The organism is Bradyrhizobium cytisi (assembly GCF_008123515.1).
GTDB classification, from domain to species: Bacteria; Pseudomonadota; Alphaproteobacteria; order Rhizobiales; family Xanthobacteraceae; genus Bradyrhizobium; species Bradyrhizobium cytisi.
The window spans coordinates 1-15536 of sequence record NZ_VSSR01000013.1; the positions used below are offsets into that span (position 1 = coordinate 1).

The window sequence follows — 15536 nt, forward strand, 5'->3', positions numbered from 1 at the left end:
GTTCTCGGACAGACACTAAGGTGATCGCGGTCGCAAGCCTCGTCGCTTTCTTCCAGGTTCTCGGCGAGGTCTGTACACGGGCGTCAAGCAGTTTGGTCACTGGCCGCGGGGAGGGGTGGGGATACTCCTTGTTCCTCTGCGGCATGATCCGGAAAAGTGCGTAGCGGTATTCCGGCAAGATCATGCCCAAACAACAACCTAAAGTGCGGTGACGCGCTTTAGGGGCCGGCAAGATCGACACGGATGGGGAGGGCTTTCCCAGGGCTCTCCCTTTTCCTTTTGTGCACTTGCGCAAGCCCGGTAAAGGCGACTATCTCCAAGCCTGTTGCTTCGATCGCGCCTGAAAGCGAAACCGCCTTGGATTCCCCGTCACCACCGTCAGACCAACCGGTCGTCGTCGAAGAGGCCCCGCGCGAGCCGATCCTGACGCTGCCACTGGCGCTGACGGCCTATGTCGTCCTGCTGGCGGCTATCCATCTGCGGGTGCTGTTGCCGCCGGAGCTGGAGAACTGGACCATCGACGTCTTCGGCTTCATCCCGAAGCGCTACGATTCCTCGCTGGTCAATTTGCAATTCGAGGGCGGCGCGGGTGCCAAGGTCTGGACCTTCTTCACCTATTCGCTGCTGCACGCCAATCTCACCCATCTCGCCTTCAACGTGCTGTGGCTGCTGCCGTTCGGCAGCGCGCTGGCGCGGCGCTTCGGCGCGGTGCGCTTCTTTGTGTTCCTGGCGGTGACGGCCGCCGCCGGTGCGCTCGCCCATCTCGTCACCCATGAGCACGCGGTGGTGCCGATGATCGGCGCCTCGGCCTCGGTGTCGGGCGCGATGGCGGCCGCGATCCGGTTCGCCTTCGTGCGGGGCAGCTTCCTGTCGTTCAGCCGTTCGGATGCCGATAGCGCCGCAAAGGTTCCGGCGCTGCCGTTGTTGCAGGCCCTGCGGGACCGGCGCATCGTCGGCTTCCTGGGCGTGTGGTTCGCCCTCAACATCGTCTTCGGCGTCGGCGCCATTGGCGTCGAAAGCGACAGCGCGGGCGTCGCCTGGGAGGCGCATATCGGCGGCTTCCTCGCGGGGCTGTTGCTGTTCGCGCTGTTCGATCCCGTGCCGCGCGTGCGAAAAGATGATGCTGCGGATGCGTCGTCACAGGACATTTCAAGCGGTATTTGAAGCGGCGCTTGCGGCGCGGCCCGAATTCATCCATCATTCCCGGGAAGAATGTTCCGAAGCGACAAGCCCGTAGAGGCGATGCTTCGCGAAGCGCCTGAACGTGAAGCCGGCGCTGAAACTGTTAGTCGAAGACTCACGAACAAGTCCGGACCGCACCAAGCGGACGGATCCGATTCAGGGAGGCGACAATGACGGTACGTACTATTCTCAATACCAAGGGCCACCAGATCGTGAGCGTCGAGCCCGACGCAAAACTGGCTGCCGCGGTCAAGCTGCTCGCCGAGAAAAAGATCGGTGCGGTGCTGGTGATGAACCAGAGTCGGCTCGAGGGCATCCTGTCGGAGCGCGACATCGTGCGCGTGCTCGGTGAGCGCGGTGCGGGCGTGCTGGAAGAGCCGGTGAGCCAGGTCATGACCCGCAAGGTCGTCGCGTGCAAGGAGACCGACACGGTCGCCGAGCTCATGGAGATGATGACCACCGGCAAGTTCCGCCACCTCCCGGTGCTGGACAACAACAAGGTGGTCGGGCTGATCTCGATCGGCGACATCGTCAAGCGCCGGGTCGAGGAATACGAGTCCGAGCAGGAAGCCCTGCGCGACTACATCAAGACGGCCTGAGCCGCCTTACTCGCCGGGCTTACTCCGCCGCCTTGGGCGCGGTACCTTCGGGCGCCGGCGCCAGCACGTCGATCGTCTCCTGGATCGACTCCAGCGCGCGTTCGGCGGCGCGGGTGCCGTGCGCGATCAGCTCCTCGGCACGATGGAAATCGAACCAGCCGTACTGGCCGACCCGAGGCGTGATCAGCAGGTCCGGCGGATCGCCGGCGAGCCGCGCGCGGGTGATGCGGTCCTGCATGATGTTGAAGGCATCCACCATCACCGAGGAGATGCCGGGACGACCGGCACTGCCGAAAAACTCGCGCTTGACGGTTCTCTCCGGCGAGAAGATGCGCGGAAAGCGCCGCTTGGCCGGAATTTCCTCAGTGACTGGAGCAACCGGCGCGGGCATCGCGCCGTGCTGATAGATCGTCGTCGAATGCGTGAAGATGTCGGTGGACAGATTGACCGCGATGACGATTTCGGCACCGAGCGCCCGTGCAGCCGAAACCGGCACCGGATTCACCAGCGCGCCGTCGACCAGCCAGCGGTCGCCGATCATCACGGGCGAGAAGATGCCGGGCAGCGCATAGGACGCGCGCATCGCCTCGACCAGGCGCCCGCGCGTCAGCCAGATCTCGTGGCCGGTGCGGACCTCGGTCGCGACCGAGGCATACTTCATCGGGAGGTCCTCGATCATGGTCTGGCCGACCGCGTCCGCCAGCCGGCTTGCGAGCTTCTGGCCGCCGATCAGGCCCGAGCCGTCGAGGCGGATGTCGAGATAGCCGAGAATGTTGCGCACGCCCTGCAGGCTGCGCGCCCAGTCTTCCAAAGCGTCGAGCCGGCCGGCCGCGTAAGCGCCGCCGACCGCGGCGCCGATCGAGGTGCCGACCACGACATCGGGCACGATGCCGTTGGCCAGCAGCGTCCTTATGATACCGATATGGGCAAAGCCGCGCGCCGCGCCGCCTCCGAGTGCGAGGCCGATGACCGGCTTGCGAATGCTGCCGAGGCCGACCTTCTCGCCATTTGCTCCGTTCACGCTCCGACCTCTCAAGATGTCCAGCACCGAAACTCTCCTATTCCGGGCCGTCCTCACTCCAGAGTAGGCGCCGCGCTTCCGCTCCGCCAGAAAGAGGGCAAAGCTTGGTTTATAGCGTTAGGGACGCTGGGGGCAGGAGTGTGGCGGAGGCCGATTGCCATTGATCTAATCACGCAGGCGTCAGCCAGGTTCCAAAGAACCTGTATTTCATGGGATTTCAGAGGCTTGAATTTGCCGCGTTTTCGGTGAAAAGCAGGAGACATGACTCTCGGGGGTGACGGCATCATCGGATGGCGGCGCGGCGGCAGGCTGCTGCCGGCGCTTCTTCTTGCTGCGTGCCTCGGTTTCCTCGGGCAGAATGCCGCGCAGGCCCAGCTTTTCTCGGACCGGCCGCCGCCGGTGCCCCCGGCTTCGGTGCCCGATCCCGGCGGCGCCGTCAGCCTGGCGCCGCCCTCCGGTCTAGGCGCCGGCCCCCCGAGCCTGCCGCCGACCCTGACGCAGCCGAATACGCCGAGCATGCCGCCGCCCGCGGTGACGACCGTGCCGCCGGCAGCCCCGCTCAATGCGGCCGCGCCCGGGCAGGCTGTGCTGTCGCTGAGTGCCAAATACGGCAAGGACACGCCAGCGATCACCAGTGGCCTGGTGTGGCGGGTGTTTGCCGACCGGCCCGACGAGAACGGCACTTTCAAGCTGATCCGCGAGGATCGCAACCCGACGCCCAACATCGTGCTGCCGCCGGGCAATTACGTCGTGCACGTCGCCTTCGGCCTCGTCAGCGCGGTGCGTACGGTCAGCCTGAAGGCCGAGACCGATCGCGAATCCTTCGTGCTGCCAGCCGGCGGCCTCCGCATCGAGGGTCGCGTCGGCACCAGCCGGATTCCGCTGAACCAGATCTCGTTCGCGATCTACAAGGGCAGCCAGTTCGAATCCGGCGAGCGCGCCTCGCTGGTGCCGAACGTCGCCGCCGGCGACGTCGTGCTGCTGCCGGAAGGCACCTACTACATCATCTCCAATTACGGCGACGCCAACTCGGTGGTGCGCTCGGACATCCGCGTCCAGGCCGGCAAGCTCACCGACGTTACCATCACCCACCGCGCCGCCGTGATCACGCTCAAGCTCGTCAGCGACAAGGGCGGCGAGGCGCTCGCCAATACCGCCTGGTCGGTGCTGACGCCCGGCGGCGACGTCATCAAGGAATCGATCGGCGCCTTCCCCCGCGTCGTGCTCTCCGAAGGCGAATACCGCGCCATCGCCAAGAACGAAGGCAAGGTCTACGAGCGCGGTTTTAACGTCGTGAACGGCGTCGACGGCGAAGTCGAAGTCGTCGCGCGCTGATCTTTCGCCTCGCCCCGCTTAGCGATTTTCCGCAACATCGTACCGCGCTTCTCATCGAGCGCACGCAAAGCCAATCAGGCGCTGGTCGCCCGGTGAGCGTCCGCTTACCGGGCATTTCCGTCCTGTGTATCGCTGCAAGCGTACCCAAGCTCCGCCGCGGAGGGTTAAGAAAACACCGGCGGCATCGGGTTATTCCGGGCTCGGTGCGACTTCGTCATAACGGTGCAAGATACGTATTTCCGATAATCAATTTCATTCGCTTTCCATCCTGCTGGGTTATATGTCGGCTATCCGTCAAAAGGGGGAGGCCGGGGCAGGCTTGTATGCCAGCACCGGCAAGGAGCAGGGGACCAAGCGCGTCGGCATGTTCGAAGTGATCCTCACCAGGCGCAAGCGGTTCGGTTGGCGGTGGCAGGTCTGCGACCAGTCCGGCAAGATATTCGCCGACGGCTTCGAGCGCACGCGGCCGTCCGCCAAATATTATGGCGAGCGCGCGCTGTTCTTCCTGTTGTCGCAGGCTTATTTGCATAACCGTTCTGCGGCTGCGAGCGAGGATTAGCGGCGCTCGGCAGGCGTTTGGCGCGGCTGCGCGCATCGCCGGATCCGGTGATCGAGCGATTGGCAGGGTAGTCCGCCGACAATCCCTTGCGTTGCCCGACGGGCAAAACACCCAAACCCTCGGTCAATCCGCACGGTCAAAAATATTCCACTTTACCGAAATTCGGAAACGGCGTATGTGTCGCGCAATCCGGCCCAAGGAAGAGGGGCGTATCGCGATCGTCACGAACGCGGGCCGGATGGCGGTGGACGTGGGTCACGTCGGCGCGAAGGGTTTTGCAGGGCGGGCAACCGTGAGCAAAACCATCGCGCACACGACCGGTGTGATCCGCGTACGGCAAAATCGTGTGGTCCTGGCGCCCGGAGCCTGTGCGCCAAGGCTTGCGGTGATGCGTTGTGTCCAACCGGACATGCGTATCGATCATCCGCAAGGCGACGGGGGCAATAGTGCATCGCTCCCCGGGGAGAGCACGACATAAGCCGTAAAGCCACTGCGCAGGGAAGGCCGGATGTCCTGGCTTCACCTGTATGCCGCTGTGCAGATTTTTATAGCGCAATCTTCGCACAGTGGACCGTGGGTGCCAGCCGGCACCCGGTCTTCCCTGCGCCCTCTTTCAATTGAGGGCAAGGCGACGAAGCAAAGCTCGGGCGAATTGAACCGCGAGGCTGCGAAGGTGTGTCTAACGTCGAGCAAAGGTCTCGTGCCTCGGACGCTGCGCAGCGCTCCTTCAGCGGTGCGCTGCAGAGCCGGGGCCCATGCATCAGCGAGTACGCGGCCTGCTGGGTCCCGGCTCTGCGCAGCAGCGTAAGAACGCTGCAGCGCGTCCGGGACACGAGAGACGTGGATGCCGCTACTCCACCCTCCGTCATTGCGAGCGCAGCGAAGCAATCCAGAGTCTTGCCGCAGATACATTTCTGGATTGCTTCGCTGCGCTCGCAATGACGACGTAGCGACACATCGCGTTTTAAATGACCGTCATAGTCTCTAACCCACGCTAACCATCGCCCGACTTAAAACAGTCATAATCGCCGAATGGAACCCGCATCCGCGCGCTTTTTACAAGCCATTAAGCGGGGTTGCATTGGATGCGGCGTGAAAGTGCGTTGGGGACTGCAATGAGTGCCGCGAAGAAGATGCCGGGCAAAGCGACAACCGAAATGTTCGATGACATCCCGGTGCTTCAGCGCAAATGGCGTGCCGCGTTGAAGCCGGGCGACCGGCTGCCGCGCTATGAGGACGTGATGCTGGGCAGCCTCGGACGGCTCGCCGACCACATCGCACTGCTCAAGGGCGACGATGTGCTCGAGCTGTCGCGCAGCGGTCGTTACGTGCAGAAATGGCTCGGCGAGGAGCGCTGGGACATTCCGCTCGCTGAGCTGTCGCCGGATTGCGCCACCGCGCTGTCGGAGGCGGTGGCAAGCGCGCTCAGGAACGGACAGCCGCACCAGGCCAGCGCCCATTGCGTGCGCGACGGCATGGTCCGGACCTACGATGTGCTGGCATTGCCGACGGCCTCGCGCTGGGGCGCGACGCTGGTCGGCGCCTATGTCAACGAACGCGGCGCGCAATACAATCTGCTCGACGCGATCTTCTCGTCGACCGATGATGCGGTGGTGTCGCTGGCGACCCTGCGCGACGCCGACGGCGCGCCGTTCGATCTGCAGGTCGTACACCACAACAAGAGCGCCGGGCTGCTGCTGAAGGTCGCAAGCGGAAGTCTGCTGTGGCGGCGGATCGGTGAGGGCAGCACGCTGCTGGCCTCGGCGGAGATCATGACGTTTCTGCTCAAGGCCGTCTCCGGCGGCCGCGGCGAGCAGCTCGAGATCGAGCACGAGGGCCGTTATCTCCGGCTCAGCGCCACCGCCTTCGCCGACGTGGTCTCGCTGACGATCTCGGATGTCACTGCGCTGAAGCGCCGCGACGCCTCGTTCCGGCTTCTGTTCGACAACAACCCGATGCCGATGTGGGTGTTCGACGCCGACACCAAGCAGTTCCTTGGCGTCAACGACGCCGCGGTCCAGCATTACGGCTACAGCCGCGCCGCGTTCCTGCGCATGAAGCTGCACGAGATCTGGCCCGAGGACGAATGGGACAGCCACGCCGAGGCGCTCGAGCGCATCGGCGACACCTATCATTCCTCGCGCAACTGGCGGCATCTGCGCGCCGATGGCAGCGAGATCGAGGTGCTGACCTTCGGCCGCCGCGTCGCCTTCGACGATCGCGACGGCTATCTGGTCGCGGTCGTCGACATCACCGAACGGCGCAAGGCCGAGGCGCGGATCGCGCACATGGCCCATCATGACGGGCTCACCGATCTCCCGAACCGCGAATATTTTCAGGAGCGCCTGAAGCAGGCGCTCGACCAGGCCGTCGGCAAGCGCGTCGGCGTGCTCTATATCGACCTCGACCTGTTCAAGAACATCAACGATTCCTTCGGGCATCCGGCGGGCGACCGCCTGCTCAAGGAGGTAGCCGAACGCCTGACCAATGCGGTCCGCGGCGCCAATCTCGCAGCAAGGCTTGGCGGTGACGAGTTCGCCGTGATCCTTGCGGCGGACGTTTCGCCGAACGAAGCCAGCGCCTGTGCGACCTTGCTGATCGACATGCTGAAGGCGCCCTACGACATCGACGGCCAGGAGATGGTGATCGGCGCCAGCATCGGCATCGCACTGTCGCCGGGCGACGGCGTAACGTCGGAGGAGTTGATGCGCAACGCCGACATGGCGCTGTATCGGGCGAAGTCCGACGGTGGCGGCGTGCACCATTTCTTCGAGCGCGAGATGGATCTCCAGGCGCAGAAGCGCCGCGACATGGAGCTCGATCTGCGCCGCGCGTTTGCCAATGGCGAGTTCGAGCTGCACTACCAGCCGCTGGTCTCGATCGCCTCTGACCGCATCTCCGGATTCGAGTCGCTGCTGCGCTGGCATCATCCCGATAAGGGAATGATCTCGCCGGCGGAGTTCATTCCGGTCGCGGAGGACATCGGCCTAATCACCCAGCTCGGCGAGTGGGTGCTGCGCGAGGCCTGTGCCGAAGCGATGAAGTGGCCTGTTGAGGTCAAGGTCGCGGTCAATCTGTCGCCGGCGCAATTCCGCAGCCGCAACCTGGTTCAGGTGGTGATCTCGGCGCTGGCGCAATCCGGCCTGTCGCCGAAACGGCTCGAGCTGGAGATCACCGAGTCGATCTTCCTCGCCGAGACCGACGCCAATCTCGCCACGCTGCATCAATTGCGCGAGCTCGGTGTCAGCATCTCCATGGATGATTTCGGCACCGGCTATTCCAGCCTCAGCTATCTCCGCAGCTTCCCGTTCGACAAGATCAAGATCGACCGCTCCTTCGTGAAGGATCTGGCGCAACGTCCCGACTGCGTCGCGATCGTGCGCGCGATCTCCGGGCTTGGGCGCAGCCTCAACATCACCACGACCGCGGAGGGCGTCGAAACCAAGGATCAGCTGGACTGGTTGCGGGCCGAAGGCTGCAACGAGGTACAGGGCTTTCTGTTCAGCGCGGCGCGGCCGGCGGCTGAGATCGGAAAGCTGCTGGCTGATTTCGGCCAGCACGCATCACGGGCGGCGTAGCTCTTCGGGGTAGCAGTCGTAGACCAGCGCCTTGAACGCCGGCGTGATGCGGCCGCGCTCGTTCTGGGTCTGCTGCATCAGCACGTAGACCATGTCGAGCTTGGGATCGACGCCGAAATAGGTGCCGCTGCCGCTGTCCCATTTCAATTCACCGATCGATCCCGGCGGCGGCGGCTTTGCGTTGCCGGGATCGGTGCGCACAGCGAGACCATAGCCATAACCAAAGCCGTCACCAGGGAAATAGAAATAGTCGCGGCCGACGCCGGAGCCTGGGCCTATCTGGTCGGTGGTCATGTCCTTGAAGGCGGCCGGGCTGAGATAGCGCTTGCCATCGAACTCGCCGCCGTTGAGCAGCATTTGCGAGAAGCGCTGATAGTCGGTGACGGTCGAAAGCAGACCGCCGCCGCCGGATTGCCATTCCGGATGGTCGAGACGCTCGCGCTCGGCATCGAGCAGGATCTGGTCGGTCGGCAACGGCCGCGCCATGTGTTCGAGCTCGTCAGGCGTCGTCAGCACGAATTTGGTGCTGGTCATGCCGAGCGGATCGAAGATGCGCTGCTTCAGGGCGTCGTACAGGGTCTGCCTGGTGATGATTTCGATGACGCTGCCGAGCACGTCGGTGGAATGACCGTAGCGCCACAGCGTTCCCGGCTGGCGCGCCAGCGGCAGTTTTGCGATGCGCTCGGCGAATTCCCTGTTGTTGAAGGGGCCCTCGAAGATGTTCGCCGCCTTGTAGGCGAGCTCGACCCATTTGCCGCCGATATAATCGTAGCTGATGCCCGAGGTGTGCCGCATCAGGTCCCGGATCGTCACCGGGTGGATCGGCGGCACCAGGTCGAGCGCCAGCGAGCCGTCGGGCTTGGTGACCTCGAGTCCCACCTTCGTGCCCGCGAACAGGGGGATGTATTTCGACACGGGATCGGTGAGCGCGAGCTTGCCCTCGTCGATCAGCATCATTGCAAGCACGCTGGTGATCGGCTTGGTCATGGAATGGATGGCGAAGATCGTGTCCGGCGTCATGGACAGCCGCGTCCTGACATCGCGCACGCCGAACATCTTGAAATAGACCGGCTTGCCGTGCTGCTGGATCAGGACGATCGCTCCCGGCAATCGGCCGGTGGTCACCTCGTTTTCGAAGAACGCCGTGATGCGTCGCAGCCCGTCTGTGGAGGGGGCGGGGACGCCGCTGGCGCGGCTCCGGGCCATCGTGCCGGCCAGCATCGCGGCCCCGACCAGAAATTCACGACGCTTCATCCGGGCTTCCTCCCCCGCCGGGAACAAAGCCGCAAGACGTCCGATGCGTCAACAAGACTTCGATTAAAAACGCGTCACGATCTCGGAAAGGACCGGTCGCGGACGATCCTCGCTCGGCTTGGTTGGCGTGCCGATGTGGACGAGGCCGGCGAGCTTTTCGTCCGCCTTGAGGCCAAGGCCGTCCAGCACATCGCGATCAAAGGAGAACCAGCCGGTCAGCCAGCAGGCGCCGTAGCCGAGCGCGGTCGCGGCCGTGACGATGTTCATGACGCTGGCGCCTGCCGACAGTTCCTGCTCCCACGCCGGCACTTTCGGATGCGGCTTGGTGAAGCTGACGATGCCGATCACCAGCGGCGCATCCGTGAGGCGCTTGCGCTCGGTCTCGATGTCGGCTGTGGGGGCGCCGGGATTCTTCCGCGCAAAGACCTTGGCGATCACCTCGCCGGCGCGCTGGCGGGCATCGCCTTCGAAAATGATGAAGCGCCAGGGCGCGAGCTTGCCATGATCGGGCACCCGTGCGCCGATGGTCAAAATGGTATCGAGCTCGCCCGGCGAGGGGCCTGGTCCGGTCATCTCGCGCGGCTTGACCGAGCGGCGGGTCTTGAGGAGTTCGATGGCGTCGGGCACTGCAATTACCTCATCGGCTGGTCGTCGGGCGTGCAATCCTCACATAGGAACGCACGCCCGCAACCGAAAGCGAGTTTAGATCGATTTCAGGGATCAGGCCGGCTCGCGCATCCGCCGGACATCCGGCGGGGTCGCCTCGTCGACCAGGGCGGCGATTGCCTCCGCGGTCGTCATCACCTTCTGCCCGTCGCTGCCGAGCCGGCGGACCGAGACCGAATGCGTTTCGGCCTCTTTCTTGCCGACCACGAGCAGCGCCGGAATCTTGGCAAGCGAATGCTCGCGGACCTTGTAGTTGATCTTCTCGTTGCGCAGGTCGATCTCGACCCGAAGCCCTGCGCGCCGCGCCTGCTCCAGCACCTGCTTGGCGTACTCGTCGCCTTCCGAGGTGATGGTCGTGACCACCGCCTGCACCGGCGAGAGCCAGAGCGGGAAGTTGCCGGCATAGTGCTCGATCAGGATGCCGATATAGCGCTCCATCGAGCCGCAGATCGCGCGGTGCACCATGACAGGCGGTTTCTTGCCGCCGTCATGGTCGATGTAGAACGCGCCGAATCGTTCCGGCAGGTTGAAGTCGACCTGCGTGGTGCCGCATTGCCAGTCGCGGCCGATGGCGTCGCGCAGCACGTACTCGAACTTCGGCCCGTAGAAGGCGCCTTCGCCGGGATTGATCTCGGTCTTGATGTGATTGTTCTGCGCCTGGATCTCGCGCAGCACGGTGGCCATCACGCGCTCGGCGTGATCCCACATCGCATCGGTGCCGACGCGTTTCTCCGGTCGCGTGGAGAGCTTCACCGTGAGTTCGCCGGTAAAGCCGAAATCGGCATAGGTCGACAGGATCAGATCGTTGATCTTCAGGCACTCTTCGGCGAGCTGGTTCTCGGTGCAGAAGACGTGCGCATCATCCTGGGTAAAGCCGCGCACGCGCATCAGGCCGTGCATGGCGCCGGACGGCTCGTAGCGATGCACCACGCCGAACTCGGCGAGGCGCAAGGGCAGGTCGCGGTAGCTTTTCAGCCCATGCTTGAAGATCTGGACGTGACCTGGGCAGTTCATCGGCTTGAGCGCAAACCAGCGCTTGTCCTCGGCCTCGTCGCCGGCCGATTGCGCCGCGAACATGTTCTCGCGATACCAGCCCCAATGGCCGGAGGTCTCCCACAACGACTTGTCGAGGATCTGCGGCGCGTTGACCTCGTTGTAGTCGCCGGTCAGGCGTCGCCGCATATAGGCGATCAGCTGCTGGAAGATGGTCCAGCCCTTCGGGTGCCAGAACACGACGCCCGGACCTTCCTCCTGGAAATGGAAGAGGTCGAGCTCGCGGCCGAGCTTGCGATGATCGCGCTTCTCGGCTTCCTCGATCTGCTTGAGGTAAGCGTCGAGGTCCTCCTGCTTGGCGAAGGCTGTGCCGTAAATACGGGTCAGCATCGGGTTGTTGGAATCGCCGCGCCAATAGGCGCCGGCCACCTTCATCAGCTTGAAGGCGTTGCCGACCTTGCCGGTCGAGGTCATGTGCGGGCCGCGGCAGAGATCGAACCAGTCGCCCTGGTAATAGATCTTGATCGGCTCGGTTCCGGGAATGGCATCGACCAGCTCGACCTTGAAGGTCTCGCCCTTGTCGCGAAACACCTGTTTTGTTTTTTCGCGATCCCAGACCTCTTTGGTGAAAGGCTTGTCGCGCGCGATGATCTCGCGCATCTTTTTTTCGATCGCGGCAAAATCTTCCGGCGTGAACGGCTCGTTGCGGAAGAAGTCGTAATAGAAACCGTTCTCGATCACCGGGCCGATGGTGACCTGAGTGCCGGGCCACAGCGACTGCACGGCCTCCGCCAGCACATGCGCGCAGTCGTGGCGGATCAGCTCGAGCGCGCGCGGATCATCGCGGTTGACGAGTTCGATCTTCGCATCGGCGTCGATCGGATCGTTGAGGTCGGCGAGCTCGCCGTCGAGCGCCATCGCCACCGTGCGCTTGGCCAGCGACGGCGAGATGCCCTTGGCGATCTCCATGCCGGTCGTGCTCTTGGCGTATTCGCGCCGGGCGCCATCGGGGAAGGTGAGGGTGATTTTTTCCGGCGGGGTCACGGGTCTCAGATTGCTGAGGCTGTACTGGAAGCCGGATTCGGACTTGGGTTGTTCGGACTTGGGGTCCTTGGGCTGGTCAGTCATTGCTTTTCTCCTGAGGCTCACTCCTGCGAACGAGCGCAGGTAAGCGGGAACGAGCGATATATCAGGCGATTCGGCCTGTGCAATCCGGCAATTCCAAGAAAGTGGCGCGCAAAAGCCGGGGCGGTGCTCCAACTATTTCGAACGCCGCTCTTTAACTGCAGGTGCGTCTGTTCTACATGCACTTGCATGGAAAGTCCCCGCGCCGGCCGTTTCACGCCAACCGCCCTGATGCTTGGCAATCTCGTCACTGGTTGCTCGGTGCTGGCGCCTGCGGGGATGCTGCCGGAATTATCTGCGGGGCTCGGCATCAGCATCCATGCGGCCGGGCTGCTCATCACCTTCGGTGCAATCACGCTGTGCATCGGCTCGCCGTTGACGGCGTGGCTGACCAGCCGCATCGAACGGCGGGTCTTGCTCACGACCACGCTCGCGGTGCTCGCCCTTGGCAATCTCGCCTCGGCCTTTGCGCCCGACTATGCAAGCCTCCTCGTCATCCGCCTGGTGATGCTTGCCGTCGGCGCACTCTACACGCCGCAGGCTGCCGGCACGGCGGCGCTGATCGTGCCGGCGGAGCGGCGCGGTAGCACGATCGCCTATATCTTCCTCGGCTGGTCGTTAGCTGCCGCGGTCGGCCTTCCGCTGATCACTTTCATCGCCAGCCGCTACGGCTGGCGCGCCGCTTATGGCGAGATTGGCGCGCTCGGCTGCGTCAGCTTCCTGTTGCTGCTGGTGCGCCTGCCGGCCGGCTTGAAGGGCACGCCGGTTGACCTGAAAACCTGGAGCGAGGTCGGGCGCGACAGGACGATCCTGCTGCTGCTCGCGATCACGATGCTGCAGATGTCCGGACAGTTCGCAGTGTTCACCTTCATGGGCCCGCTGCTCAAGAAGCTGACCGAGGCGAGCCCGGATGCGATCGGCATAGTGTTCGGCATCTATGGGGTGTGCGGTTTTCTCGGCGTTGTGGTGGCGACCCGTATCGTCGACACATGGGGGCCATACCGAACCTCCTTGCTGTTCACGTGCCTGTTACTCGCGGGCATCACCGTGTGGGCGCTGAGCGCGGGCACGCTCGTGTTGATGGCGATCGCGGTGGCGATCTGGGGACTGGGCTTTGCCTCGACCAACTCGATGCAGCAGGTACGGCTGGTCGCGGCGGCGCCGCCGCTTGCGCCCGCAACCGTCGCGCTCAATACGTCAGTCCTCTATATCGGCCAGGCCATCGGCTCGGCCGTCGGAGGGCTGCTGTTTGCCCGCGATCTGCTGCACAGCACAGGTTTCGTGGCGGTCGGCTTTGTCGTGCTGGCGCTGGTCCTGGTGCTTGTGAGCCGTCCCCGGCCGGCCGTTGCCGCCCCGGGCTGAAGCAGGCATTTCCTCTGCAAGGCGCTTGGCAAACCGCGCGGGAGAGCGCTAGAAGGCCCGTCATGGGGACCAAAGAGAGTTGACTGAAATGAGGATGATTCTGGCGGTTGCCGCGGTGCTCTATTCAGCCTCCGCGTTTGCGCAGACCGACAAGCCACCGATGGTGGGGGACAAGCCGCTGGTGCAGGTCAAGCCCAAGGGGACCAAGGCCGGCACCAAAGAGGCCGCCGCCAAGCCGGCTGCAGCACCCAAGGGCAAGCCGCAATCGATCGCGGCTCGGCTTCAGGCCTGCCTCGATACTGACGACGGCACCAAGGACCGGCTCAACTGCTACGACGCCATCATCCCGCCGACGCCCAAGCCGAAGCCGGCGAAGGCCAAGGGCTATGCCGATTGCCGGTTCTTCAAGGAAGAGGACGAGCGGCTGGCCTGCTTCAACGGCTTTGCCGAGAGCATTCCGAAGCTGCCCAAAACCTGAGATCAAGAGCTGAGGTTCGAGGGCCGGACGCCTGGTCGGCGATCCGGCTCAGCATCGCTCGTTCGCAAAGTTCAGACTAACGGCTTGGCGCGGAAGAGCTGGTGGCTGCAATGCGCGTCAGCGCCAGCGCCGGCGTCGCCGACATCTTCACCAGCACGTCCTTGAGCGGATATTGCGTCCACGCGCGGTTGACGTAGTCGCGGTGCGTAATGCCGTCGCCGGTTTCGACGAACACGACACTACCGGGACGCAAGGGTCCATCCATGTCCTCGGAAACACCGATGCCCTTCTGCCGCAACATGCTCATCAGCTCGCGGTCGCGCCGTGCGGTGTAGTGGGTGTAGGAGCTGACGAAGAAGCCCGAGCGGTGGCTCTCGATCCAGGATGCGAATTTGTCCATCTCGCCATAGACCGCATCGAGCAGCACGACGCCGCGGACGCGATCGCTGATGCCGCCGACCTCGAGGCTCCAGGCGGTCGGCAGGAAGCCGCCGCTATAGCCGACGATCACGATCGGCATGTTGGCGAAGGCCCGCGCGCTGTTGGGATCGCCGGTCAGCTGCGCGAGGTGGCTGGCTGACTCTTCCATGAAGCGCTTGAGGCCACCGGGCTGCCAGAATTTTCCAGCGCTGGAGTCTGCGGCATCTACAGCCATCTGCGGCGCGAGCAGCACGGCATTGGCGCCGGAATCGGTGATCTGCTGCGGCACCAGCTGGCGGTCGCGCACGTCGCGCTCGAGCGTTGCGCCATTGCCGTGGAAGAACACCACGATCACGCCAGGCTTGCGCACGTCGAAATGCTCGGGGACGTGCATCAGCACACGGCTGTCGTTGTAGGTCTCGTCCTGCCAGAACACGCGCCCTGAGTAGCTGCGGTGGCCGCGGCGGTCGCCCTTGGAGATGTTGAGAAAGGGCGCGTCGGACGCAGGGTTGTTGCCGAAATAAGGGAAGGCCGAGGACTTCATGCTGACGAGCGCCGTCAGGTCGTCACGCGCCGGACGCTGGTAGGGGACCTGCGGCGCGAGCGAGGCGACCTTGTACGGTGCCTGCTCCGGCTGTTGCTGCACGGCGCGCTTGGGCGAGAAGTCCGACATCTGCCGTTGCAGGAAACTCTCGCTCGCCGAGGGGAAGCGCTCCCTGAACTGCGGGGCCGGGAAGCGATCCTCAAACGTGTCGCTGCTGGCGACTCGCGGATTGGTCTTGGGGACGGTCTGATTGACGACCGGGACATTGGCCTGCGAGTTCGCGGCGAGCGCCGCCGGATTGGGAGCTTTGCCGCATTGAACCAGCGTCAGCGACAACGGCACCAAGCCTGAGATCAGGGCGATCCGAAGCGCATGACCGCGCGCCCCGGACGCCTTGGTCCGGTCAGCGCGCATGTCTGC

12 protein-coding genes are annotated in these 15536 nt (G+C 64.2%); 7 read left to right on the forward strand and 5 right to left on the reverse strand.

The features are described from left to right. Positions 1–357 precede the first annotated feature (357 nt). Positions 358–1164: a rhomboid family intramembrane serine protease gene (locus FXB38_RS07180; protein ID WP_148750136.1), complete on the forward strand. Its 807-nt coding sequence runs from the start codon at positions 358–360 to the stop codon at positions 1162–1164. A gap of 188 nt (positions 1165–1352) precedes the next feature. Continuing rightward, entirely contained in the window at positions 1353–1781 is a 429-nt protein-coding gene (locus FXB38_RS07185) for a CBS domain-containing protein (protein ID WP_148750137.1), read from the forward strand. A gap of 19 nt (positions 1782–1800) precedes the next feature. Here the strand turns inward: FXB38_RS07185 and FXB38_RS07190 are convergent, their stop codons facing one another. Continuing rightward, positions 1801–2829 (reverse strand): patatin-like phospholipase family protein, encoded by a 1029-nt coding sequence (locus FXB38_RS07190; protein WP_148750139.1) that lies wholly within the window; start codon positions 2827–2829, stop codon positions 1801–1803. Between the two features lie 234 nt (positions 2830–3063). On the opposite strand from FXB38_RS07190, the gene FXB38_RS07195 reads away from it, so the two are divergent. The 3 genes from FXB38_RS07195 (at position 3064) to FXB38_RS07210 (ending at position 8274) form a co-directional block, all read left to right on the forward strand. Then, the gene (locus FXB38_RS07195) at positions 3064–4137 is read left to right on the forward strand and encodes a hypothetical protein (RefSeq protein WP_148750141.1); all 1074 of its coding nucleotides are present in this window, start codon (positions 3064–3066) and stop codon (positions 4135–4137) included. 280 nt (positions 4138–4417) lie between these two features. Beyond that, positions 4418–4696, forward strand: coding sequence for a hypothetical protein (locus FXB38_RS07200; RefSeq protein ID WP_430640161.1), 279 nt, complete (start codon positions 4418–4420; stop codon positions 4694–4696). A 1115-nt stretch (positions 4697–5811) separates the two neighbouring features. Further along, entirely contained in the window at positions 5812–8274 is a 2463-nt protein-coding gene (locus FXB38_RS07210; protein ID WP_148750143.1) for a putative bifunctional diguanylate cyclase/phosphodiesterase, read from the forward strand. Here FXB38_RS07210 and FXB38_RS07215 read toward each other — a convergent pair. The 3 genes from FXB38_RS07215 to thrS all read right to left on the reverse strand — a co-directional run bounded on the left by FXB38_RS07215 (position 8260) and on the right by thrS (position 12315). Further along, the gene (locus tag FXB38_RS07215) at positions 8260–9528 is read right to left on the reverse strand and encodes a serine hydrolase domain-containing protein (protein ID WP_148750145.1); all 1269 of its coding nucleotides are present in this window, start codon (positions 9526–9528) and stop codon (positions 8260–8262) included. The genes FXB38_RS07210 and FXB38_RS07215 overlap by 15 nt on opposite strands. 63 nt (positions 9529–9591) lie before the next feature. Beyond that, positions 9592–10155 carry a nitroreductase family protein gene (locus tag FXB38_RS07220; RefSeq protein WP_148750146.1) on the reverse strand — a complete coding sequence of 188 codons (564 nt, stop codon included), beginning with the start codon at positions 10153–10155 and terminating at the stop codon, positions 9592–9594. A gap of 93 nt (positions 10156–10248) precedes the next feature. Continuing rightward, positions 10249–12315, reverse strand: a complete 2067-nt coding sequence (gene thrS / locus FXB38_RS07225) for a threonine--tRNA ligase (RefSeq protein ID WP_187434718.1) — start codon at positions 12313–12315, stop codon at positions 10249–10251. Between the two features lie 186 nt (positions 12316–12501). Here thrS and FXB38_RS07230 point away from each other — a divergent pair, with 186 nt between their 5' ends. Together FXB38_RS07230 and FXB38_RS07235 are read left to right on the forward strand one after the other, a co-directional pair. Continuing rightward, positions 12502–13674, forward strand: a complete 1173-nt coding sequence (locus tag FXB38_RS07230; RefSeq protein ID WP_148750150.1) for an MFS transporter — start codon at positions 12502–12504, stop codon at positions 13672–13674. Between the two features lie 88 nt (positions 13675–13762). Then, positions 13763–14152, forward strand: a complete 390-nt coding sequence (locus tag FXB38_RS07235; RefSeq protein WP_148750151.1) for a hypothetical protein — start codon at positions 13763–13765, stop codon at positions 14150–14152. Positions 14153–14228: 76 nt separating this feature from the next. Here the strand turns inward: FXB38_RS07235 and FXB38_RS07240 are convergent, their stop codons facing one another. Then, a complete protein-coding gene (locus FXB38_RS07240; RefSeq protein ID WP_246229724.1) occupies positions 14229–15530 on the reverse strand; it encodes an alpha/beta hydrolase in 1302 nt (433 codons plus the stop codon). Positions 15531–15536 lie beyond the last annotated feature (6 nt).

What these genes read in the sequence shown, in the direction of transcription:
- FXB38_RS07195 (WP_148750141.1), top strand. Translation starts at nt 3,064, where the DNA reads ATGACTCTCGGGGGTGACGGCATCATCGGATGGCGGCGCGGCGGCAGG.
- FXB38_RS07210 (WP_148750143.1), top strand. Translation starts at nt 5,812, where the DNA reads ATGAGTGCCGCGAAGAAGATGCCGGGCAAAGCGACAACCGAAATGTTC.
- FXB38_RS07235 (WP_148750151.1), top strand. Translation starts at nt 13,763, where the DNA reads ATGAGGATGATTCTGGCGGTTGCCGCGGTGCTCTATTCAGCCTCCGCG.
- FXB38_RS07240 (WP_246229724.1), bottom strand. Translation starts at nt 15,530, where the DNA reads ATGCGCGCTGACCGGACCAAGGCGTCCGGGGCGCGCGGTCATGCGCTT.
- thrS (WP_187434718.1), bottom strand. Translation starts at nt 12,315, where the DNA reads ATGACTGACCAGCCCAAGGACCCCAAGTCCGAACAACCCAAGTCCGAA.
- FXB38_RS07185 (WP_148750137.1), top strand. Translation starts at nt 1,353, where the DNA reads ATGACGGTACGTACTATTCTCAATACCAAGGGCCACCAGATCGTGAGC.
- FXB38_RS07200 (WP_430640161.1), top strand. Translation starts at nt 4,418, where the DNA reads ATGTCGGCTATCCGTCAAAAGGGGGAGGCCGGGGCAGGCTTGTATGCC.
- FXB38_RS07230 (WP_148750150.1), top strand. Translation starts at nt 12,502, where the DNA reads ATGGAAAGTCCCCGCGCCGGCCGTTTCACGCCAACCGCCCTGATGCTT.
- FXB38_RS07215 (WP_148750145.1), bottom strand. Translation starts at nt 9,528, where the DNA reads ATGAAGCGTCGTGAATTTCTGGTCGGGGCCGCGATGCTGGCCGGCACG.